An 18,667-nucleotide genomic window follows, 5' to 3' on the forward strand; every position below is an offset into this window, starting at 1 on the left:
AACGCCCGTCCGGTAAAGTACGAGACGGGCGTGGCCGTGTTAGGGTTGTGCCACTCTATAAAGTGGCATGGCTCCTTTTATCACGAGTTAGAAGCTGATATTCAGTCCTAACCAATAGCGGCGTTCATCACTGATATAGCCGTAGTCTTCATACTCACGCGTTTTATCCAATAGGTTATAAACCGCGCCTTGCAGTTCAATGGCATCGCTGAGCTGGTAGTTCATCCCGGCATCCACCAAGGTGTAACTTGGCTCTATATTGCTGCGAGAAGATGGACCTGTCACAGGATCCATTTCTTCGCCACGGTAGGTCGCGCTCACCCAAGGACGCAACCTCTCAGTGGCTTGCCAATTAACTTCGCCATACGCGAGCTGCTGGGGGATTTGCGTTAAAGGCTGCCCCTTATAGTCACCGGTTTTTTGCTCTGAATCGGTATAGGTATAGCTGGCACTCACGTCGACCGTCTCCGTGACTGGCACGAATAGGCTCGCTTCAACCCCTTGAGTGACCGCTTCGTCAACGTTGATCCGGGTAGTGGACAGTTTCGTTTTTTTCACTCCCTTATCTACGTAAACAGTAGGCGGACAGGTTGATGCGGGACAAGTGACACGGGTGATCTTATCTTCAAAGTCATTATGGAATGCGGTTAACGATCCACTGATCCCCGTATCGCCTTGGTAGTTGATACTGACTTCTGAGTTAATAGAGGTTTCAGGCTCCAAATCGGGATTGCCGTAGATATTTCCCCCGCGACTCACTTGCGCCCAATTCGGGGCAATTTCGCGCAGTTGTGGTGAACGGAACCCGGTTGCCACGCCGCCTTTCACCACCCAGTCGTTATTGAGTTGATACACGCCGTACACACGCGGGCTGGCGTGGTAGTCGTAGTTTTCATCATGGTCAACACGTAAGCCGAGGGTCAGACTAAATGGCTCAATCACACGCCACTCATCTTCGACAAATAAAGCCGCTTGTGTATTGTCAATCTCAGTTTGGCTCGACGCTTTATTAGAGGTAAAGTCCTCCAACTTCGCTTTGTTCACTGAGCCACCAACCGTCAAAGTGTGTGTTTCAAAATCGCGAATGAGACGGGTTTTAAACTCGGTGTTCTTAATCGTCATTTCACGACTTTTATTCCGGCTTTGCTCGTACTGTAAGTGTGAATCTGACCAGCCCCATGTCCAATGCCCTTCATGCCCAAGGGCGATTGATTGCCGTCGATATTCATTGTTGCTGTTTTCACATTTGTTGCCTCGACACTGGCTATCATCCGTGGGAACGGTTTTACCTATGTGACCATTTCGCTCTTGCGAACTCGCGCCTAAGTCCAAGGTCCACTGTTGATAATCGCTAGCATCATAGGTCAACGAGGTAGAAAGACTACGTAAAGATTTATCCTCGTAACCAGAGAGAATATCGTCTTCTTGGCGTTGAACGTTTTGGCCCGATACCGTCATTCCAAGCTTATCGCTCAAGGCGCCAGAAAGATAAAAATTGGCGCTTTGTTCGTCGCCTGATGCGCGTTTTTCTTGCAGTAAGGTGCTTAATTGCACATTGCCATGCCATTCATGTTGTTCACGACGGGTAATAATATTAATCACCCCACCGATGGCGTCAGAGCCATACAAGGTCGACATCGGCCCCCGAATCACCTCGATACGTTCAATCGCTTGAAGAGGAGGTAACCAGCCTTGCTCAATACCAGGGCCATCGCTATTCGGACGAGTCTCCCGGCTCGTCATACGCTTTCCGTCCACCAGCATCAGGGTATACTTGGAGCCCATTCCACGAATACTGATATCTTGAGTGTCACCGCCCCCTGTGACCACGACACCTGGAATACGTTTTAGGGCGTCTGTGACGTCGCGATAATAACGATCTTCAAGTTGGTCACGGCTAATCACACTGATACTCGCTGGCGCCTTTGCCGTGGCTTGTTCAAACCCAGAGGCAGTGATCACCATGGTTTCCGTATTTTGATCGCCTGCTTCTGCCGCATGAATGGCACTCACAGGTATACCGGCTAATACCATCCCGATAACAACGGGACGAAGACAACTGGACATAATCAACTCCATTTTGTGATAATGATTATCATTTGTTCATTGAGAATTATTCACAAAGATGCACGGACGCCTAGCCCCATAAAGGGAACATCTCGTTCCATTTATTGAACGAGGTAATTTCTCTCCTTCTGGACAGCTGATGTGACGTCTTACTGGAGTTAAAAGGAAAGTTATGCAGGATTTATCTTCGATCCGTTCGTTTGCGGCTTTGTGTCATCATCAAAGCCTCACGGCCGCCGCTAAGGCATTAGGTCAACCCAAGTCAACGGTGAGTCGTCGCTTAGCTCAACTTGAAGCCGACCTAGGACAACCTTTAACGCAAAGACAAGGCAATAGACTGGTCTTAACCAAAGCGGGCGCGATATTTGCGCGATACTGTCATCAAATTATTGATTTAGCTGAAAGAAGTGAAGAGGCCATACAGGATTTAAATAATCACCTTCAAGGATCGATAGAAGTGATTTGCCACCCCGGAATGATGCGCGGCTGGGCGGCTCCATTGATCAGTCGTTTTCTCGCTGAGCATCCCAAAGTGTCCATCACATTAACAAGCGAAGTTAGTGCACAACGTATTCAGTCGGCCGATCTTATCATCTGGGCAGGAGACATCATGTTACCGGTCAATTGCCGCTCATATCAGCTTGGCCACTGGCAATATGGTATTTACGCGGCACCAGACTATGTCAGCCAATATGGCCCGTTTACGCATCCTAGCCTGCTCGATGAACACCCTTGGCTAGATGTTTTTGCCCTACGTCGACAAGGGTTAACGCTTTATGACCACGACAATACCTACCACTTAAGCGCCATGCCTAGCCGCTTCAATTGCGATATGATAGCCATTCAATTGGATGCTATCGCCGATGGGCAGGGCGTTGGATTGCTACCGATTTGGAGCGCCACGGGTTATCAACACCATCATCCGGATAGAATTATGCGCTGCTTGCCTAACTGGGCCTCAGCACCTATTCCGTTGCGTCTTTACTGCAGCGCTGGGCGCCTTCCTCTGCGTGTCGAATCACTGGTGCACTGGCTGCAAGAGGCGATTCCCTCATCATGGGGGTCAGTGAAGCCACAGCCAGTATCCCACGCGGTGTAAGCGCATCTCAGCCAATTTTGCTATACCTTAAGACACTCATATGCATCATCTGACTTGCGTTTATCACAATTGCGAATAAAATAGACGTCTAGAAGTTAAAACATCTGAGTTGATCGGCGGTGCGCGTTAATACGTATCGTCAGTTTCCCCGATAATCAATGAGAGTGTCACATGGCTAAGCACCTGTTTACCTCAGAGTCCGTCTCTGAAGGCCATCCTGATAAAATCGCAGATCAGATTTCTGATGCTGTTTTGGATGCCATCCTTGAGCAAGACCCCAAAGCACGCGTCGCCTGCGAAACCTATGTTAAAACCGGCATGGTAATGGTAGGCGGGGAAGTGACGACCTCGGCATGGGTCGATATCGAAGAGCTTACTCGTCAAACCGTTCAAGATATTGGCTATATCCACTCTGATATGGGCTTTGATGCCAACTCTTGCGCCGTATTGAATACCATTGGTAAACAATCCCCAGACATCAACCAAGGGGTTGATCGCGCCGACCCGAAAGATCAGGGCGCTGGCGACCAAGGGATCATGTTCGGCTTTGCCACCAATGAGACCAATGTGCTGATGCCTGCTCCTATTACCTATTCACACCGTTTGGTGGAGCGCCAAGCGCAAGTGCGCAAAGATGGCACCTTAGACTGGTTACGCCCAGATGCGAAAAGCCAGGTCACCTTTGCGTATGACAACGGCAAAATTGCCGGTATTGATGCCGTCGTACTTTCCACACAGCATTGCGACAGTATTTCAACCGAGGATCTGCGCGAGGCGGTGATGGAAGAAATCATCAAGCCTGTGTTGCCGGCGGAATGGCTGACCAAAGACACCAAGTATTTCATTAACCCAACGGGTCGGTTTGTGATTGGCGGGCCAATGGGCGATTGTGGTTTGACAGGCCGTAAGATCATTGTTGACACCTATGGCGGGGCAGCCCGTCACGGTGGCGGGGCGTTCTCAGGAAAAGATCCCTCAAAAGTGGATCGCTCTGCCGCTTACGCCGCGCGCTATGTGGCCAAAAACATTGTTGCCGCAGGCCTTGCCGACCGTTGTGAAATTCAACTGTCTTACGCGATTGGCGTCGCCGAGCCGACGTCCATCATGGTCGAGACCTTCGGCACTGAAAAAGTCGCACCAGCGGTGATCATTAAAGCGGTACGTGAGCACTTCGACTTACGTCCGTATGGTTTGCAAGAAATGCTGGATTTGTTACAGCCTATCTATAAGCAAACGGCTGCGTATGGCCACTTTGGTCGCGACATCTTCCCTTGGGAGAAAACCGACAAAGCGGAGCTGTTGCGCGACTTTGCCAAGCTCGGGTAACCTTAGGCGACTCAGTGCTTTTAAGGGAAGCCTCGGCTTCCCTTTTTTGATCGCAGCAAGGACGACCACTTATGTCTTGTGCTTATGACACCCCAGAAAAATCCGCTCATGCATTACAACAGGCAGCGCTCTCACACGCCCAGCAATGTATTGATGTCGCTAACCAGCAATTGGACACCCAGCTGACCTACCCCGTGGTTGGTTTTACACTGCGGGGCAAGTCGGCCGGTACTGCGCATCCAGCCCAATGGCGCGTCCGGTTTAATCCTGTTCTTTTGCAACAAGCACCCGACACCTTTTTTGACGAAGTGATCCCTCATGAAGTCTGTCATTTGGTCACCTTTGCGTTATACGGTCGGGTGAAGCCGCATGGTCCTGAGTGGCGTTCGTTGATGAACCAGGTCTTTAACGCCCCTGCCAATACCACCCACCAGCTTGATATCAGCGCCGTGCAGGGTAAAACCTTTGCTTACTACTGTGATTGCGGGCCTGTCGCCTTATCCATTCGCCGTCACAATAAAATACAACGCGGCCAAGCCATCTATCGCTGCAACCGCTGCCAACAGCCACTGACACGCAGTGGTGAAGGATCAGAATAGTTTGCTTTTTCGTCCCTCGTCCCCATAGTAGTGACAGAGCCTATCGTCCCTTTGGTCATGTTACACTGAGGGCGACTTGAACATGGAACACGAGCACAATGCGAATTCCTCGAATTTATCACCCAGCACCGTTACCCGAACAAGGCACGGTGATCTTAAGCGATGAAGCGGCGAACCATCTCGGTCGCGTCCTGCGTATGCAGGCAGAGCAGCCCATTTTGCTCTTTGATGGTAGCGGCGCGCAATTTCCTGCCACACTGACACAAGTGAGTAAAAAACAGGTGTCTGCCACCATTACCGCTCGCGAATCATACAGTGTCGAGTCACCACTTGACTTTGAACTAGGCCAAGTGATTTCGCGCGGCGAAAAGATGGAATTTACCATTCAAAAGTCGGTCGAGTTAGGCGTGAATACCATCACCCCGCTTTTGTCAGCTCGCTGCGGCGTCAAGCTCAATGCTGAGCGACTCGAGAAAAAGCGCCAACAATGGCAAAAAATTGCCATTGGCGCCTGCGAACAAAGCGGCCGTAATGTCGTCCCCACCATTAATCCGGTGATCAATCTCTATACATGGTGTCAGCAGACGTTTGAAGGCTTGAAGCTAAACCTGCATCCGCGTGCATCCTACTCTATCAACACGCTTCCCGACGCGCCTCAAAAACTGCGTTTACTGATTGGCCCGGAGGGCGGGTTATCTGATGACGAGATTGCGATGACACGCGAACACAACTTTGAAGAAATCCTATTGGGCCCACGCGTGTTGCGAACAGAAACCGCGGCACTGACTGCCATCACGGCCTTGCAGGTCCGTTTTGGCGACCTGGGTTAACTGGCAAGCAGGAGAAAAATGATGAAAATAGGTATAGTGATGGATCCCATTGAGGCCATCAGTGTGAAAAAAGACTCCACGTTTGCCATGATGCTGGCAGCACAAAAACGCGGCTGGGACCTGCATTACATTCAGATGGATGACATGTCGATGCAGCAAGGTGACCCTTATGCCCGCACTCACAGCGTCACCGTGATGGATAACCCAGAACAGTGGTATCAAATCAAGCAAACGCAAACCCTCGCGCTACGGGAATTTGATGCCATTTTGATGCGCAAAGATCCACCGTTCGATACCGAGTACATTTACGCGACTTACATGCTCGAACGCGCTGAGCAGGCCGGTGTGTTGATTGTGAATAAGCCACAGAGCCTACGCGACTGCAATGAAAAGCTGTACACGGCTTGGTTCCCAGAGCACACGCCCACCACCTTGGTCACTCGCCGCGCTGATGAAATCCGGGCGTTCCAAGCACAACATGGTGACGTGATTTTAAAGCCGCTTGATGGCATGGGCGGCGCCTCGATTTTCCGAGTGAAACAAGGCGACCCCAACTTGGGAGTGATCATCGAAACCCTTACCGAACATGGTCAACGTTTTTGCATGGCGCAAACCTTTGTGCCCGATATCAGCAACGGCGATAAGCGAATTTTGGTTGTTGATGGAGAGCCCGTGCCTTATTGCTTGGCGCGGATCCCCGCTGAGGGTGAAACCCGTGGCAACTTAGCGGCAGGCGGTCGCGGCGAAGCACGTCCTCTGTCAGAGACTGACTGGGCCATCGCGCGCGCCATAGCTCCTACCCTCAAAGAAAAGGGGTTAATCTTTGTTGGCCTCGACGTGATAGGCGACAAATTAACGGAAATCAATGTCACCAGTCCAACCTGTATTCGCGAGATTGATGCCGCGTATGACATTTCTATTGGTGACATGTTAATGGAGGCGATTGCTAGACGCTGCGCCTAAGAAAAGAAGGCGCTCTCTGCGCCTTCATTATCTAAAACATCCATTTTCGCGCATACTCGAAGTACGCGCCCCCACAGGAGACGGCGATATGGATCTGAAAAATCATTTTTTAATCGCGATGCCCAGTATGGCTGATAGCCGTTTTCATCATGGTGTTATTTATGTGTGTGAGCACAGCCATGACGGGGCAATGGGGCTGATGATTAACCACCCGATCAACTTATCAGTGGGAAAAATGCTGGATCAAATTGAGGTCGAGCGACAACTGCCCTTGTCGACTACCACAGAGAGCCTATCTCAACCCGTCCTTTTTGGTGGCCCGGTCTCTGAGGACAGAGGCTTTGTGCTGCACCCTGCAACCTGTGAGTACGGCACCAGTATTCCGCTGTCTGATCAGCTATCGGTCACCACCTCCAAAGACATTCTCTCGATTCTCGGCACCGAGCAACAGCCAGAGCAATTTCTGGTCGCGCTGGGCTATGCCGGCTGGGAGCCGGGCCAGCTTGAGCAGGAATTGGCCGACAATAGCTGGCTGACACTCGAAGCCGACCCCAAGGTCATTTTTGATACCCCCGTTCACCAACGTTGGCAGAAAGCGCTCGATCAGCTCGGCATTGATGCGGCAAACCTTTCTTCACAAGTAGGACATGCATGAACGCACAAACCATTATCGGATTTGATTACGGCGTCAAGAGCATTGGCGTCGCCATTGGCCAATCACTAACCGGCACGGCTCGCCCGCTATGCGCCTTAAAAGCGAGAGACGGGATCCCAAACTGGGATGATATCGAAGCCATACTCAAAGACTGGCAACCCGATTATCTGGTGGTGGGCTTGCCGCTCGACTTAAACGGTCAACCGTTAGAGACCATCACACCGAGAGCAAAGAAATTTGCCAACCGCCTGCACGGGCGTTTCGGCTACCCCGTCGAGCTGCACGATGAACGCCTGTCTACCCGTGAAGCGCGTGCGGATCTTTTTGCCCGTGGCGGTTATAAAGCCCTAGGCAAAGGCGCCGTCGACGCCCAATCTGCGGTGGTGATTATCGAAAGCTGGTTCGAGCGTCAATACACAGATTAACTGGGCGAGATCGCCGCCTGCGGTGCAATCACCCCTTGCTTCTCGAGCTGTGCCATCGCTTGCGCCATCGTCTGCATACCATGCGCGGTACCGGTTTGCATCATGGAGGCGATTTGCGCCACTCTATCCTCTCGGATCAAGTTACAAACCGCTGATGTCACCGTCATAATTTCATAAGCAGCAACACGCTGACCTTGGGTGCTTTTGACCAGTTGTTGAGAAATCACCGCCCGCAGTGAGGACGACAGCATCGAGCGCACCAAGGGCTTATCGCTGCCGGGAAATACATCAATGATACGATCGACACTTTTCGCCGCGCTAGCGGTGTGCAAGGTCGCGAACACCAAGTGCCCGGTCTCTGCCGCGGTTAACGCTAGACGGATGGTTTCTAAATCACGTAGCTCGCCCACTAATATCACATCTGGGTCTTCACGCAGCGCTGAGCGCAAGGCTTGCTGAAAAGACTGCGTATCACGCTTGACCTCGCGCTGGTTCACCAAGCTTTGCTCGGACGGATGGATAAATTCAATCGGATCTTCGATAGTCAGAATATGCTTTTGTTGGTGATGGTTAATCTGCGCAATCATCGCCGCCAGTGTGGTCGACTTCCCCGAGCCTGTCGGCCCAGTCACCAACACCAAACCTTGATGTAGCAAAGCCAGCTCACTGAAAAGTGGCGGCGCGGATAAATCCTCTAGCCTTGGTACGGCGGTGGGCACCACACGAAAGACCGCCGCACAGCCATGTAGCTGGTGGAACGCATTGACGCGAAAACGCGCCACCGAGTTTAGTTCAAAGGAAAAGTCGACTTCCCATGTGTTGTCAAAAACATGCTGCTGCTCAGGGCCCATCACTGCCAGTACCAGTTCCCGCACGGCTTGGTGGCTCAGCGGTGGCAGACTAAGCTTGCGCATATCGCCATCTACCCGCACCATAGGCGACACCCCCGCAGAAAGATGTAGATCTGACGCGCGATGCTTTACACTAAACGCAAGTAGCTCATTAATATCCATTCATTTTCCTTGCAGAATCCGGTATGTGTCATATTAAGAACAATATTCAACAGGTCAGGGAACAGATAGACCACGCAAGCCAAAAATGCGGCCGACTCGCCGACTCAGTGCAATTAATTGCAGTCAGCAAAACCAAGCCTATCGAGGCGATCGCAGATGCCATCGCCGCGGGGCAACGGGCGTTTGGGGAAAATTACGTGCAAGAAGGGGTGGAAAAGGTCGAGTATTTTGCCGAGCATCCCCCCGCGGCACCGATCGAATGGCACTTTATTGGTCCCATTCAGTCCAACAAAGCACGGTTAATTGCAGAGCACTTTGACTGGGTGCATTCTGTCGATCGGTTGAAGATTGCTAAACGCCTGAGCGAGCAACGTCCGACCCATTTATCGCCGCTCAATGTCTTGGTACAAGTCAATACCAGTGGCGAGGCATCAAAGTCGGGCTTATCCGTGGATAACGCCATCGCCCTCATTGAAGATATCCGAGCCCTACCCGGCCTGAATGTCAGAGGATTGATGTCTATTCCACAGCCTGAGACGGACTATCAGCGTCAATGCGCCGCGTTTGAACCTTTATCCAATGCGTTTCATGCGCTCAGTGAGCAGACACCCGATATCGATACCTTATCGATGGGCATGAGTGGTGACATGGAAGCGGCGATTGCGTGTGGTAGCACCATGGTGCGTGTCGGCACCGCAATTTTTGGCGCGCGAGACTATCGCTAACAAAGCGGTCGTGATAAACCCCAAATAATGACGAGAACAACAGGAACGCTTTTCATGGAACATCGCTCCCTTACCTTTATTGGCGCCGGTAATATGGCGCGATCTATCATAGCTGGCCTAGTGAATGCAGGCTATCCCACTAAAGCGATAACGGCCTCATCACCCAGCGCTCACCCTGGCGACGTGCTGAGCACGGATTATGGCATCCAAACCACCCGTGATAACTTGCATGCCTGCCAAGCAGCAGACGTTATTGTCTTGGCGGTCAAGCCACAATTAATGGCGCAGGTTTTAAGCGATTTATCGGCCGTCGATTGGTCATCAAAATTGGTGATCTCAATTGCAGCCGGCATCAGTACTCACCGTCTGTGCGAGATGGCAGGTACCACACTTAACCTAGTACGTGTGATGCCGAATACACCGTCTCTTGTCGGACAAGGAATGAGCGGGTTATTTGCGTCGAGCCAAGTCACTGACGCGGATAAACGCTATGCCACCGCATTGATGGAAGCCGTCGGCGAAGTCTGCTGTGTCGACGAGGAAGCAAAAATGAATGGTGTGATTGCCGCTGCAGGCAGCGCACCGGCATACTTCTTTCGCTTTATGGAGGCGATGCAGCAAGAAGCTATCCGCCAAGGCTTTAGCGACGAGCAAGCCAGGCAGCTGGTTCAGCAAGCCGCAAAAGGCGCGGCAGAAATGGTTGTAAGCAATACGGACACAACCATTGGCCAATTGCGTGAGCAGGTCACCTCAAAAGGCGGCACAACCGCTGAAGCACTGCGCGTTTTCGACCAACATGGTATTGGCGATATAGTGGCACAGGCCATGCAGGCGGCAGTCAGCCGCGCCGAGCAAATGGAACAAGAATTTTAATCACTAAGGCAACGATATGAATGCAATGACCTTTCTGATCAACACCGCGTTTGATCTTTACATCATGGTGGTGCTGCTACGCGTTTGGCTACAATGGGCGCGCGCAGACTTTTACAACCCCTTCTCTCAATTTATCGTCAAAGCGACCCAGCCTGTGGTTGGCCCGTTGCGTCGTATGATCCCGGCACTCGGTGGTTTGGATCTGGCAACGGTGCTGTTTGCTTACTTACTCATGGTGGCCAAATTTGTGGTACTGGATTTAGTCGCCGGTAACCCCTTCGCGATGAGTTCAGGCATGTTCCTCTTCTCCGCCATCGCCTTACTGAAAGCCGCGGGTAAGTTGCTGTTCTGGGTGCTGATCCTGCGCGCTATTTTGAGTTGGGTCAGCCAAGGCAACAACCCAGTAGAGTATGTTTTTCACCAACTGACCGAGCCCGTGTGCGCGCCAGTACGCCGTATTATTCCTCCCCTCGGTGGGCTCGATCTCAGTATTCTGGTGATCTTTATCGCGCTCCAATTTATCAATATGCTTATCGGCGATTTTATCGGCCCGATTTGGTATGCCCTGTAAGCGAATCGCCACGCGCTAAGTCATCCTCGACTTATCGCCATAGCTTGCACCGCTTACGGGCTTTCACGGGTGCCAACGATGTACGGCGGATCGTACTCAGGCACCCGTACGTATTGATAGCGACCCTCACTTCGCTTTATCACAAGGAAAGATTATGCGTCAGATAATTGCAGCACTCAGCGTCATAGTAACCGTGGCTATCGCCCCAGTATGGGCGGGTCAGTTTAAAGAAATCGGTGAGTTGGAAGTGCATTACAACACGCTCTCGACCACTTTCTTAACGCCCGAAATCGCTCAGCAGTACGACATTACCCGAAGTGGCTATCGAGGCTTGGTCAACATTGCCGTTCTCGATACCATGCAACTGGGAAAACCGGCGATTGCCGCCGAGGTCACCGGACAAGTAAAAAACTTGGTCGGAAACAGTCGTGATCTAGACTTTACCGAGATCAGAGAAGGTGACGCGATCTATTATATCGCTACCTTCGCCGCCGATGATGAAGAGACGTATCGCTTTCACATCGATCTCAATGCCGAAGGAAACCGCAATGCGTCCTTTGACTATAATTATACGTTTTACGTCGATGCCCCATAGTCGGGCTATAACCCAATAGGTAACTGTGATGAAGAAAGTTGTGTTGGCCACTGGGAACGCAGGCAAAGTAAAAGAAATGGCGGGACTGCTCGGCGAATTTGGTTTCGACGTCCTGCCACAAAGTGACTTTGCGGTTGAAGAGGCGGATGAAACAGGCACCACCTTTATCGAAAATGCCATCATTAAGGCGCGTCATGCGGCCAAAGTGACCGGCCTCCCCGCCATTGCCGATGATTCAGGTTTAGAAGTCGATGCGTTAAACGGTGCGCCGGGCGTGTATTCTGCCCGCTACGCCGGTGAAACAGCCAGTGATACGGACAATGTCGCTAAACTGTTAGAAGCTTTGCATGATACAGACAATGATGGACGCCAGGCTCGCTTCCATTGCGTGTTGGTTTATATGCGCCATGCTAATGACCCAACACCACTGGTCTGTCACGGGGTGTGGGAAGGGCAAATCGCTCAAGCACCGCAAGGGGACAACGGCTTTGGCTACGATCCCGTGTTTTTACCTGCCGATCAGCAATGTACCGCAGCAGAAATGCCCGCTTCCGAGAAAAAACAACGTTCTCACCGCGGACAAGCACTTAACGCCCTGTTCCAAGCCTTAAAAGCGTCGCAATAAACCATGATCCCATTGAGTCTGTATGTACACATTCCTTGGTGTGTACAAAAATGCCCCTATTGCGACTTTAACTCGCATACCCAAAAAGGTGAGATCCCGGAAGAGGATTATATTGATGCGCTGCTCGAGGATCTGGATACCGATCTTGGCGCTTACCCTTCAGTTGCGACACGTCCACTGCATTCGATCTTTATTGGAGGCGGCACACCAAGCTTGATGTCGCCTTCACAGATAGCACGCCTGTTGGATGGCATCAAAGCACGCCTTCCCGTCAGTGACAACCTGGAAGTGACCATGGAAGCCAACCCTGGCACCGTGGAGGCCGATAAATTTATCGGCTACCGACAAGCAGGCGTTAACCGGATTTCTATCGGGGTGCAGAGCTTTTCTGCTGATAAGCTCGAACGCTTGGGGCGCATTCATGGCCCTGGAGAAGCAGAGCGGGCCGCCCACCTTGCCCATCAAGCGGGATTAAATAGCTTTAACCTTGATTTGATGCATGGTTTGCCCAACCAGTCAGAGCAAGAGGCTCTGAGTGACTTAGAAAAAGCGATTGCACTTAAGCCGCCACATCTGTCTTGGTACCAGTTGACCATCGAGCCCAACACCCAGTTTTACTCCAAACCACCCACTCTGCCAGAAGAAGATACCTTGTGGGACATTTTTGATCGCGGGCATCAGCTGCTTACCAACGCTGGCTACGTACAATACGAGACATCCGCCTACAGCTTACCCGGTCATCAATGCGCCCATAACCTCAATTACTGGCGTTTTGGTGACTATTTGGGCATAGGTTGTGGCGCCCACGGCAAACTCACCTTACCCAATGGCGATCAGCCTCGCCTGCTTCGAACGGTGAAAGTGAAGCATCCGCGCGGCTACCTCGATCAACAAAAAGCCTATCTCACTGATAGCCAGTGGGTGAAAGAGACGGATCTCGCGTTTGAGTTCTTTATGAATCGGTTTCGTCTGCTCGAGCCTTGCCCGAAAGCCGAGTTTGTTGCCCGTACCGGGTTGCCCCTCGATCATCTCAGCCACCCTTTGACGCAAGCCCTTGAGCAAGGTCTGCTCGCGGAGTCCGAGACACATTGGCAAGTAACCGCTAAAGGTAAGCTCTTTCTCAACGATCTTTTGGCCATTTTTTTAACTGACTAGTGCAACAAACTGTGTGTTAAGGTGCCTATTGTTTAGGCACCTTTACCTGCCCAGCGGCGATTGGCCGTTTGACGGCAAGTAAAGTCCGCCCGACTCACTCAACCAGCCTAAGAGGGATACCCTGTGACTTCGTCATTTCGTGTCGAGCCGAAACATTGGACTTTAATCGCTGCGCTGATCATCGCAGCCTATGCGTGCTATTTACTTATCGAGCCCTATATTGGTGCAATCGTTCTCGCGTTTATTGTCTCTTTGCTCTTTTTCCCTCTTCATAAACGTATTGAAGATCGCATTGGGCAACGCCCAAACACGGCGTCGGTGATATCTTGTGTCTTAATCACCTTTATCATCATCATTCCCCTCACCGTGGTAGCGGGAGCGATAATCGAGCAAGGCGTGAGCTTTTTTACACGCAGTTACGAATGGCTTAATAACGGTGGCGCAAAACAGTTACTCAACAACCCACAAATACAATCGTCACTGCATTTTCTCAACCAATGGCTGCCATTTGATTTAATTGACCCACAAGAAACGGTGAAAAAGCTGGCCGCTTGGATGTCTTCTTTCAGTGGCCAAATGCTCGAATTCAGCTCCAAGGTATTAGGGGATGTGACCGATTTTTTCATCACCTTTATGCTGATGTTGTTCGTTCTGTTTTTCTTGCTCCGCGATCACGACAGCATTATCCATACGCTCCGCCACGTGATCCCCTTATCACGCAGCCAAGAAGATCAGTTATTGGATGAGGTGGAAAAGGTGGCCAAGTCTGCCGTGCTTGGGTCCTTTCTCACCGCCTTGGCGCAAGGGGCCGCAGGCGGCTTGGCGATGTGGGCCGTGGGCCTGCCAGCGCTATTTTGGGGCACCATGATGGCGTTCGCCTCCTTTATTCCTGTGGTCGGCACCGCGCTCATCTGGCTGCCAACCGTGCTTTATTTGGTGGCCACGGGCGATTGGCAATGGGCGGTAGCCTTACTGATATGGAGTGTGGTGGTGGTCGGCTCCATCGATAATCTCCTCCGCCCCTTCCTCATGCAAGGCAACTCGGGGATGAACACCCTGCTTATTTTCTTCTCACTGTTAGGTGGCTTGCATCTGTTTGGCTTGATGGGACTGATTTATGGCCCGATTATTTTCTCCATCACCTTAGTGCTATTTCGTATGTATGAAATCGAGTTTGAGCGCTTTCTTGACCGACAAGACAACGCATAAGCACGCTGATATTGGCCTGGTGCGCGCTTTGTGGGAAAATCCCCGTCAGCGCGCCCCTCGACCAAACGCGACCTATCAGTCACAGTAACCGAAGAGAAATACCATGGCCCTCACGGCTCCTAGCGAGATTGCCCAACGTCACCTCACGCTGTTTGAAAACAAACATGTTCTATTAGCTGGTGAGCTAGAAGATAACTTTGCTCAGCAGTTACTGCCTCATGCCTCGCAAGTGTCTGTCTTTACGACCCATCATGGCTACGCCTCACAAATGGCAAATACCGATGTGAAGGTCCATGAAGGGGCTGAATATGTGGGTGAGAGCTCAGTTGATTTGGTGCTTTTCTACTGGCCTAAGTCAAAAGCGGAAGCCGATTTTCTTCTCGCGATGCTCACACATCGTCTCGGTGCCAATGTCGACTGGGTCGTGGTGGGTGAAAACCGCAGTGGCGTTAAAAGCATCGAAAAACGTTTTGCCCCGTATGGCCAAGTGATCAAACAAGACTCGGCACGCCGATGCAGCCTGTATCATGGCCAATGTACGTTACCGGCGGCATCGTTTAACCTAGCGGATTGGTTTCACGACTACCCACTCCAAGTAGAGAATCAATCACTCACTGTTCGTGCTCTACCCGGTGTGTTTAGCCACAAAAGTCTTGATGATGGCACGGCCTTATTACTCAAGCACCTGCCCAATATGCACGGTGATGTGATTGATGTCGGCTGTGGCGCAGGCGTCATCGGCTCGGTAATACTGGCTACCCACCCAAGCTGTACGGTCACCTGTGTTGATGTGAATCATTTAGCCGTTGCATCAACCCAAGCGACCCTCACGGCCAATGGGCTCAAAGGCTCTGTTTTTGCCTCAGACATGTTAGGTGCCGTCAGTGGACAGCAGTTTGATGCCATTATTAGCAATCCACCGTTTCATGAAGGACTCGAGACGTTTTACCAGGCTACTGAGTCCTTGCTGGAAAGCGCGCCTCGCTACCTGCGCCGTCACGGCCAATTGGTGATCGTCGCCAACAGCTTCTTACGTTACCCCCCGATTATTGAAAAAGGGCTCGGTCAGTGTGATACCCTCGCCAAAACCCGTCGATTCGCCGTTTATCATGCGCAAAAAGCACGCTAGTGGCTGACAACACCATCGAGCAGTGAGTTAACACACATATAAGACTTGATACCTGACAGCAGATCACAGTTTTGACTCATCAGACGTGTTAGCGTCTTCTCTCTCGCGGCTGCCTTTTGGCAGCCGTTTGCGATTCAAGCCCGCGTGATCAGAGAGAGGTATTCACAGCGTGCAAATGGATATGGCTTACTCGACGCGTCTTCAACGCCGCTTCATGTGGTGGTTTTTTAGTCTTAGTATTATCCCTGTGGTGATGTTGACGGGGTACTTTACTTGGAGTCAGTCACAACTGCTGATCAATCAAGCCCATCAGCAGCTCGAGCACGAGCGCGATCGTAACTATGCCACCATCACATCATATTTTGATGACCAAGTCCGCGCGGTGATTAATCTTGCAGCCTCCGATCTAGCAACCAGCAGCGGTGGACGCTTTTATGGCTTTCCTCATGCATTCCAACAACTCGGTAATAATACGCGCCAAGCGCAGCGTCGACTCATACCGATCCTTCAACAGTCCTCGAGCCAATATGCTGGCGTGACAGCCCAAAAGTATCACCGTTTATATCGCCGCTTTCATCATCAATTTCAAGCCTGGTTAGCAAGGTACGCGTTCAACAATCTCGCGATGTTTGATTTAAACCAAAACCTCGTGTACGCCGTCAAACCTCACCCCATGACACAGGATAACCCGTCACTGAAAAGGGCGATAAAGCAATTAATGAGCCTGCCTGATAAGCAACGTCCTAAGTGGATGCGCACCGCCTTTGAGCCACATGGCTCACGCACCATGCAAGCTTGGTATCTGGTTCCCATACTTAAAAGCGGCCAGATGCAAAGCATCCTTGCTATTCGCACCACAACCGATAACTTGTCTGCAACTCTACGCCAACGGCAGCGCCCAGAGTCAGGCCTGTGGCTGATTAATCAAAATCATCAATCGTTACTCAACAGTTGGGTACCTCACTCTAATCAAGCGACGCCTTCGATCCTGCCCCCCAAACACGCAATCAATGCCGCTTTCGATGGCCAACAAGGGGTGATGTCACCGAGCCAATATGCAATCATGCCTCAACTCACGGCATACCGCCCCGTCAATGTGGCGGGGGCGTCTTGGGCGTTGATCACTTGCACACCTCAAAAAAGTGCCTATCGACCTCTCCGCCACTTGTATGCAATCAGTGCCACACTCGTGATTGTCGTTATTGTATTATTAGTCTTTATCGGGCATTGGTTATCTCACCGCCTGACACTGCCTATCTTACAATTGACTTGGTGCGCTGAGCAGTTTGCCGCCGGTGAACTGAACTACCCGGTCACCCATCGCCAGCGAAACGATGAAATCGGTCGCCTTGCAAGTGCACTCTCCCACTTAAAACACAGCATGAGAGCGAGGTATTTTGCGCCATCAAGCACGATTAAACATAAAGAGACACACGTTCATCAGTCGGAGGGGATTCATCGTCGCTTGGTTAATGCGATGAACTTGGCTCTCGCCGCTTGGGATGGCGACAAAGTCGATCTAGCAGAAAAAAGTGGCTTATGGCGTGTTTATCAGGATAAAGGCAGCTTCCAAACAAGAACCTTGGATAAGTACCTGCACGTAGAAACCGTCCCCAAAACACCACGTTGGCGAAATGTAGTACGCACGCTCGACTTTGTCCTCAAGCATACCAGTGAGCAATCACCTCACTACCAGTCATTAAAACAGGCCCAATCCGATATCCAGAACTGGGTGAGCCAAGACAAAGGCCGTCGTTGACATTGTCATTGCGGGTAAGCGGCCTTATAGTGATTCAAACCCTTAATCGCTAGGTCTTAATGGCGCTTTCTCTTCCTCAACTGCGAGTGTTTTTAACCATCGTGCAAGAGGGCACGATCACCGCCGCGGCGAAAAAACTGTTTCTCAGTAAACCGGCGGTCAGTATGGCACTCGCCGAATTAGAAAGTCAGCTCGGTTATCCCTTGTTTGATCGACGCGGCAACCGGCTTCACCTTAATGATCAAGGCGCGGCGCTTATCCCTAAAGCGGATGAGTTGCTGATCCGTAGCGATGAAATTAGCGCCGCATTGAAAGACGACAGCCAATTGATTGGCTGCCTACGATTAGGGGGAAGCGATACCGTGGGTAATCAGCTTTTACCCACACTGATTAGCGATTTTCGCCATGCGACCTCGCATCAACAGCAAACACTGATGATTGCCAACAGCCAAGAGATCATCGATCGCCTTCAACACTTCGAGCTGGATGTTGGATTGGTAGAGGGTGAAATACTGCACCCCGATTTACTGCAAATGCCGTGGCTAAGCGATCAGATGGTCGTGGTATGTCACCCAGATCACCCACTTGCGAGTCAAACGTCGTTAAGTGTGGGGGCTCTCGACGATCAAACCTGGCTGATCCGCGAACCAGGTTCAGGCACGCGTGAGCACTTTCTCTCACGCCTTGCACCTCGCTTCGAGCGCTGGCATCTTTCTTTTGAGCTCAATACCACCGAAGCGATTTTAAATGCTGCGAGTGCCGGGTTAGGCCTCGCGTACCTGTCTAAGCTCTCCGCTCAGCACGCCATTGCCGATGGTCGAGTCGTTGCTCTCGAACTCCCTTTGCTATTGTCTCAGCGCTATTGGCTCGTGCGCCACAAAGATAAATATCAGTCAGGTCTACTCTCCCGCTTCTGGGATTTCTGCTTACACTGGCAGCCTCAACCCCATTCTTCTACTTAACCAGCAATCACCATGCGACAGATACAAAAAAAGCCCCGACAGTCAGGTCAGGGCTTGGTATTTTCTTATCAAAGTCTTACGCATATC

19 protein-coding genes are annotated in these 18,667 nt (G+C 51.3%); 17 read left to right on the forward strand and 2 right to left on the reverse strand.

Annotation, left to right across the window (positions count from 1 at the left end; genetic code table 11):
* Nucleotides 1–87 precede the first annotated feature (87 nt).
* A complete protein-coding gene (locus C7A19_RS05810; RefSeq protein WP_116644425.1) occupies nucleotides 88–2,067 on the reverse strand; it encodes a ligand-gated channel protein in 1,980 nt (659 codons plus the stop codon).
* Nucleotides 2,068–2,239: 172 nt separating this feature from the next.
* Between C7A19_RS05810 and C7A19_RS05815 the strand changes: the two genes are divergently transcribed.
* From C7A19_RS05815 to ruvX, 7 genes are all read left to right on the forward strand, one after another.
* Complete coding sequence (locus C7A19_RS05815) at nucleotides 2,240–3,166, forward strand: LysR family transcriptional regulator (RefSeq protein ID WP_116644426.1); 927 nt, start codon at nucleotides 2,240–2,242, stop codon at nucleotides 3,164–3,166.
* A gap of 171 nt (nucleotides 3,167–3,337) precedes the next feature.
* On the forward strand, nucleotides 3,338–4,492 hold the full coding sequence (gene metK, locus C7A19_RS05820; protein ID WP_069362092.1) for a methionine adenosyltransferase: 1,155 nt from the start codon (nucleotides 3,338–3,340) through the stop codon (nucleotides 4,490–4,492).
* A 71-nt stretch (nucleotides 4,493–4,563) separates the two neighbouring features.
* The gene (locus tag C7A19_RS05825; RefSeq protein ID WP_077486874.1) at nucleotides 4,564–5,091 is read left to right on the forward strand and encodes a SprT family zinc-dependent metalloprotease; all 528 of its coding nucleotides are present in this window, start codon (nucleotides 4,564–4,566) and stop codon (nucleotides 5,089–5,091) included.
* A gap of 98 nt (nucleotides 5,092–5,189) precedes the next feature.
* On the forward strand, nucleotides 5,190–5,921 hold the full coding sequence (gene rsmE / locus C7A19_RS05830; protein ID WP_077486875.1) for a 16S rRNA (uracil(1498)-N(3))-methyltransferase: 732 nt from the start codon (nucleotides 5,190–5,192) through the stop codon (nucleotides 5,919–5,921).
* Between the two features lie 18 nt (nucleotides 5,922–5,939).
* Nucleotides 5,940–6,884 carry a glutathione synthase gene (gene gshB, locus C7A19_RS05835; RefSeq protein WP_077458999.1) on the forward strand — a complete coding sequence of 315 codons (945 nt, stop codon included), beginning with the start codon at nucleotides 5,940–5,942 and terminating at the stop codon, nucleotides 6,882–6,884.
* 88 nt (nucleotides 6,885–6,972) lie between these two features.
* Nucleotides 6,973–7,539: a YqgE/AlgH family protein gene (locus C7A19_RS05840; protein WP_069362088.1), complete on the forward strand. Its 567-nt coding sequence runs from the start codon at nucleotides 6,973–6,975 to the stop codon at nucleotides 7,537–7,539.
* Nucleotides 7,536–7,964, forward strand: a complete 429-nt coding sequence (gene ruvX, locus C7A19_RS05845) for a Holliday junction resolvase RuvX (protein WP_069362087.1) — start codon at nucleotides 7,536–7,538, stop codon at nucleotides 7,962–7,964. The genes C7A19_RS05840 and ruvX overlap by 4 nt, the downstream gene beginning before the upstream one ends.
* Here ruvX and C7A19_RS05850 read toward each other — a convergent pair.
* Nucleotides 7,961–8,977, reverse strand: a complete 1,017-nt coding sequence (locus C7A19_RS05850) for a type IV pilus twitching motility protein PilT (RefSeq protein WP_077458997.1) — start codon at nucleotides 8,975–8,977, stop codon at nucleotides 7,961–7,963. The genes ruvX and C7A19_RS05850 overlap by 4 nt on opposite strands.
* A gap of 23 nt (nucleotides 8,978–9,000) precedes the next feature.
* On the opposite strand from C7A19_RS05850, the gene C7A19_RS05855 reads away from it, so the two are divergent.
* The 10 genes from C7A19_RS05855 (at nucleotide 9,001) to C7A19_RS05900 (ending at nucleotide 18,580) form a co-directional block, all read left to right on the forward strand.
* Nucleotides 9,001–9,702, forward strand: coding sequence for a YggS family pyridoxal phosphate-dependent enzyme (locus C7A19_RS05855; RefSeq protein ID WP_116644427.1), 702 nt, complete (start codon nucleotides 9,001–9,003; stop codon nucleotides 9,700–9,702).
* Between the two features lie 54 nt (nucleotides 9,703–9,756).
* Nucleotides 9,757–10,575, forward strand: coding sequence for a pyrroline-5-carboxylate reductase (gene proC / locus C7A19_RS05860; RefSeq protein WP_077458995.1), 819 nt, complete (start codon nucleotides 9,757–9,759; stop codon nucleotides 10,573–10,575).
* A gap of 16 nt (nucleotides 10,576–10,591) precedes the next feature.
* A complete protein-coding gene (locus C7A19_RS05865; RefSeq protein ID WP_069362083.1) occupies nucleotides 10,592–11,146 on the forward strand; it encodes a YggT family protein in 555 nt (184 codons plus the stop codon).
* 154 nt (nucleotides 11,147–11,300) lie between these two features.
* A complete protein-coding gene (locus C7A19_RS05870; RefSeq protein WP_116644428.1) occupies nucleotides 11,301–11,741 on the forward strand; it encodes a DUF4426 domain-containing protein in 441 nt (146 codons plus the stop codon).
* A 28-nt stretch (nucleotides 11,742–11,769) separates the two neighbouring features.
* Nucleotides 11,770–12,366 carry an RdgB/HAM1 family non-canonical purine NTP pyrophosphatase gene (gene rdgB, locus C7A19_RS05875; protein WP_077458993.1) on the forward strand — a complete coding sequence of 199 codons (597 nt, stop codon included), beginning with the start codon at nucleotides 11,770–11,772 and terminating at the stop codon, nucleotides 12,364–12,366.
* A gap of 3 nt (nucleotides 12,367–12,369) precedes the next feature.
* Nucleotides 12,370–13,521 (forward strand): radical SAM family heme chaperone HemW, encoded by a 1,152-nt coding sequence (gene hemW, locus C7A19_RS05880; RefSeq protein WP_116644429.1) that lies wholly within the window; start codon nucleotides 12,370–12,372, stop codon nucleotides 13,519–13,521.
* A 123-nt stretch (nucleotides 13,522–13,644) separates the two neighbouring features.
* The gene (locus tag C7A19_RS05885) at nucleotides 13,645–14,730 is read left to right on the forward strand and encodes an AI-2E family transporter (RefSeq protein ID WP_077458991.1); all 1,086 of its coding nucleotides are present in this window, start codon (nucleotides 13,645–13,647) and stop codon (nucleotides 14,728–14,730) included.
* A gap of 103 nt (nucleotides 14,731–14,833) precedes the next feature.
* The gene (gene rsmC, locus C7A19_RS05890; protein WP_116644430.1) at nucleotides 14,834–15,859 is read left to right on the forward strand and encodes a 16S rRNA (guanine(1207)-N(2))-methyltransferase RsmC; all 1,026 of its coding nucleotides are present in this window, start codon (nucleotides 14,834–14,836) and stop codon (nucleotides 15,857–15,859) included.
* 181 nt (nucleotides 15,860–16,040) lie between these two features.
* On the forward strand, nucleotides 16,041–17,618 hold the full coding sequence (locus C7A19_RS05895) for a HAMP domain-containing protein (protein WP_162300250.1): 1,578 nt from the start codon (nucleotides 16,041–16,043) through the stop codon (nucleotides 17,616–17,618).
* Nucleotides 17,619–17,677: 59 nt separating this feature from the next.
* Entirely contained in the window at nucleotides 17,678–18,580 is a 903-nt protein-coding gene (locus tag C7A19_RS05900) for a LysR family transcriptional regulator (protein WP_116644432.1), read from the forward strand.
* Nucleotides 18,581–18,667: the final 87 nt, after the last annotated feature.

The organism is Salinivibrio sp. HTSP (assembly GCF_003390965.1).
GTDB lineage: Bacteria > Pseudomonadota > Gammaproteobacteria > Enterobacterales > Vibrionaceae > Salinivibrio > Salinivibrio kushneri.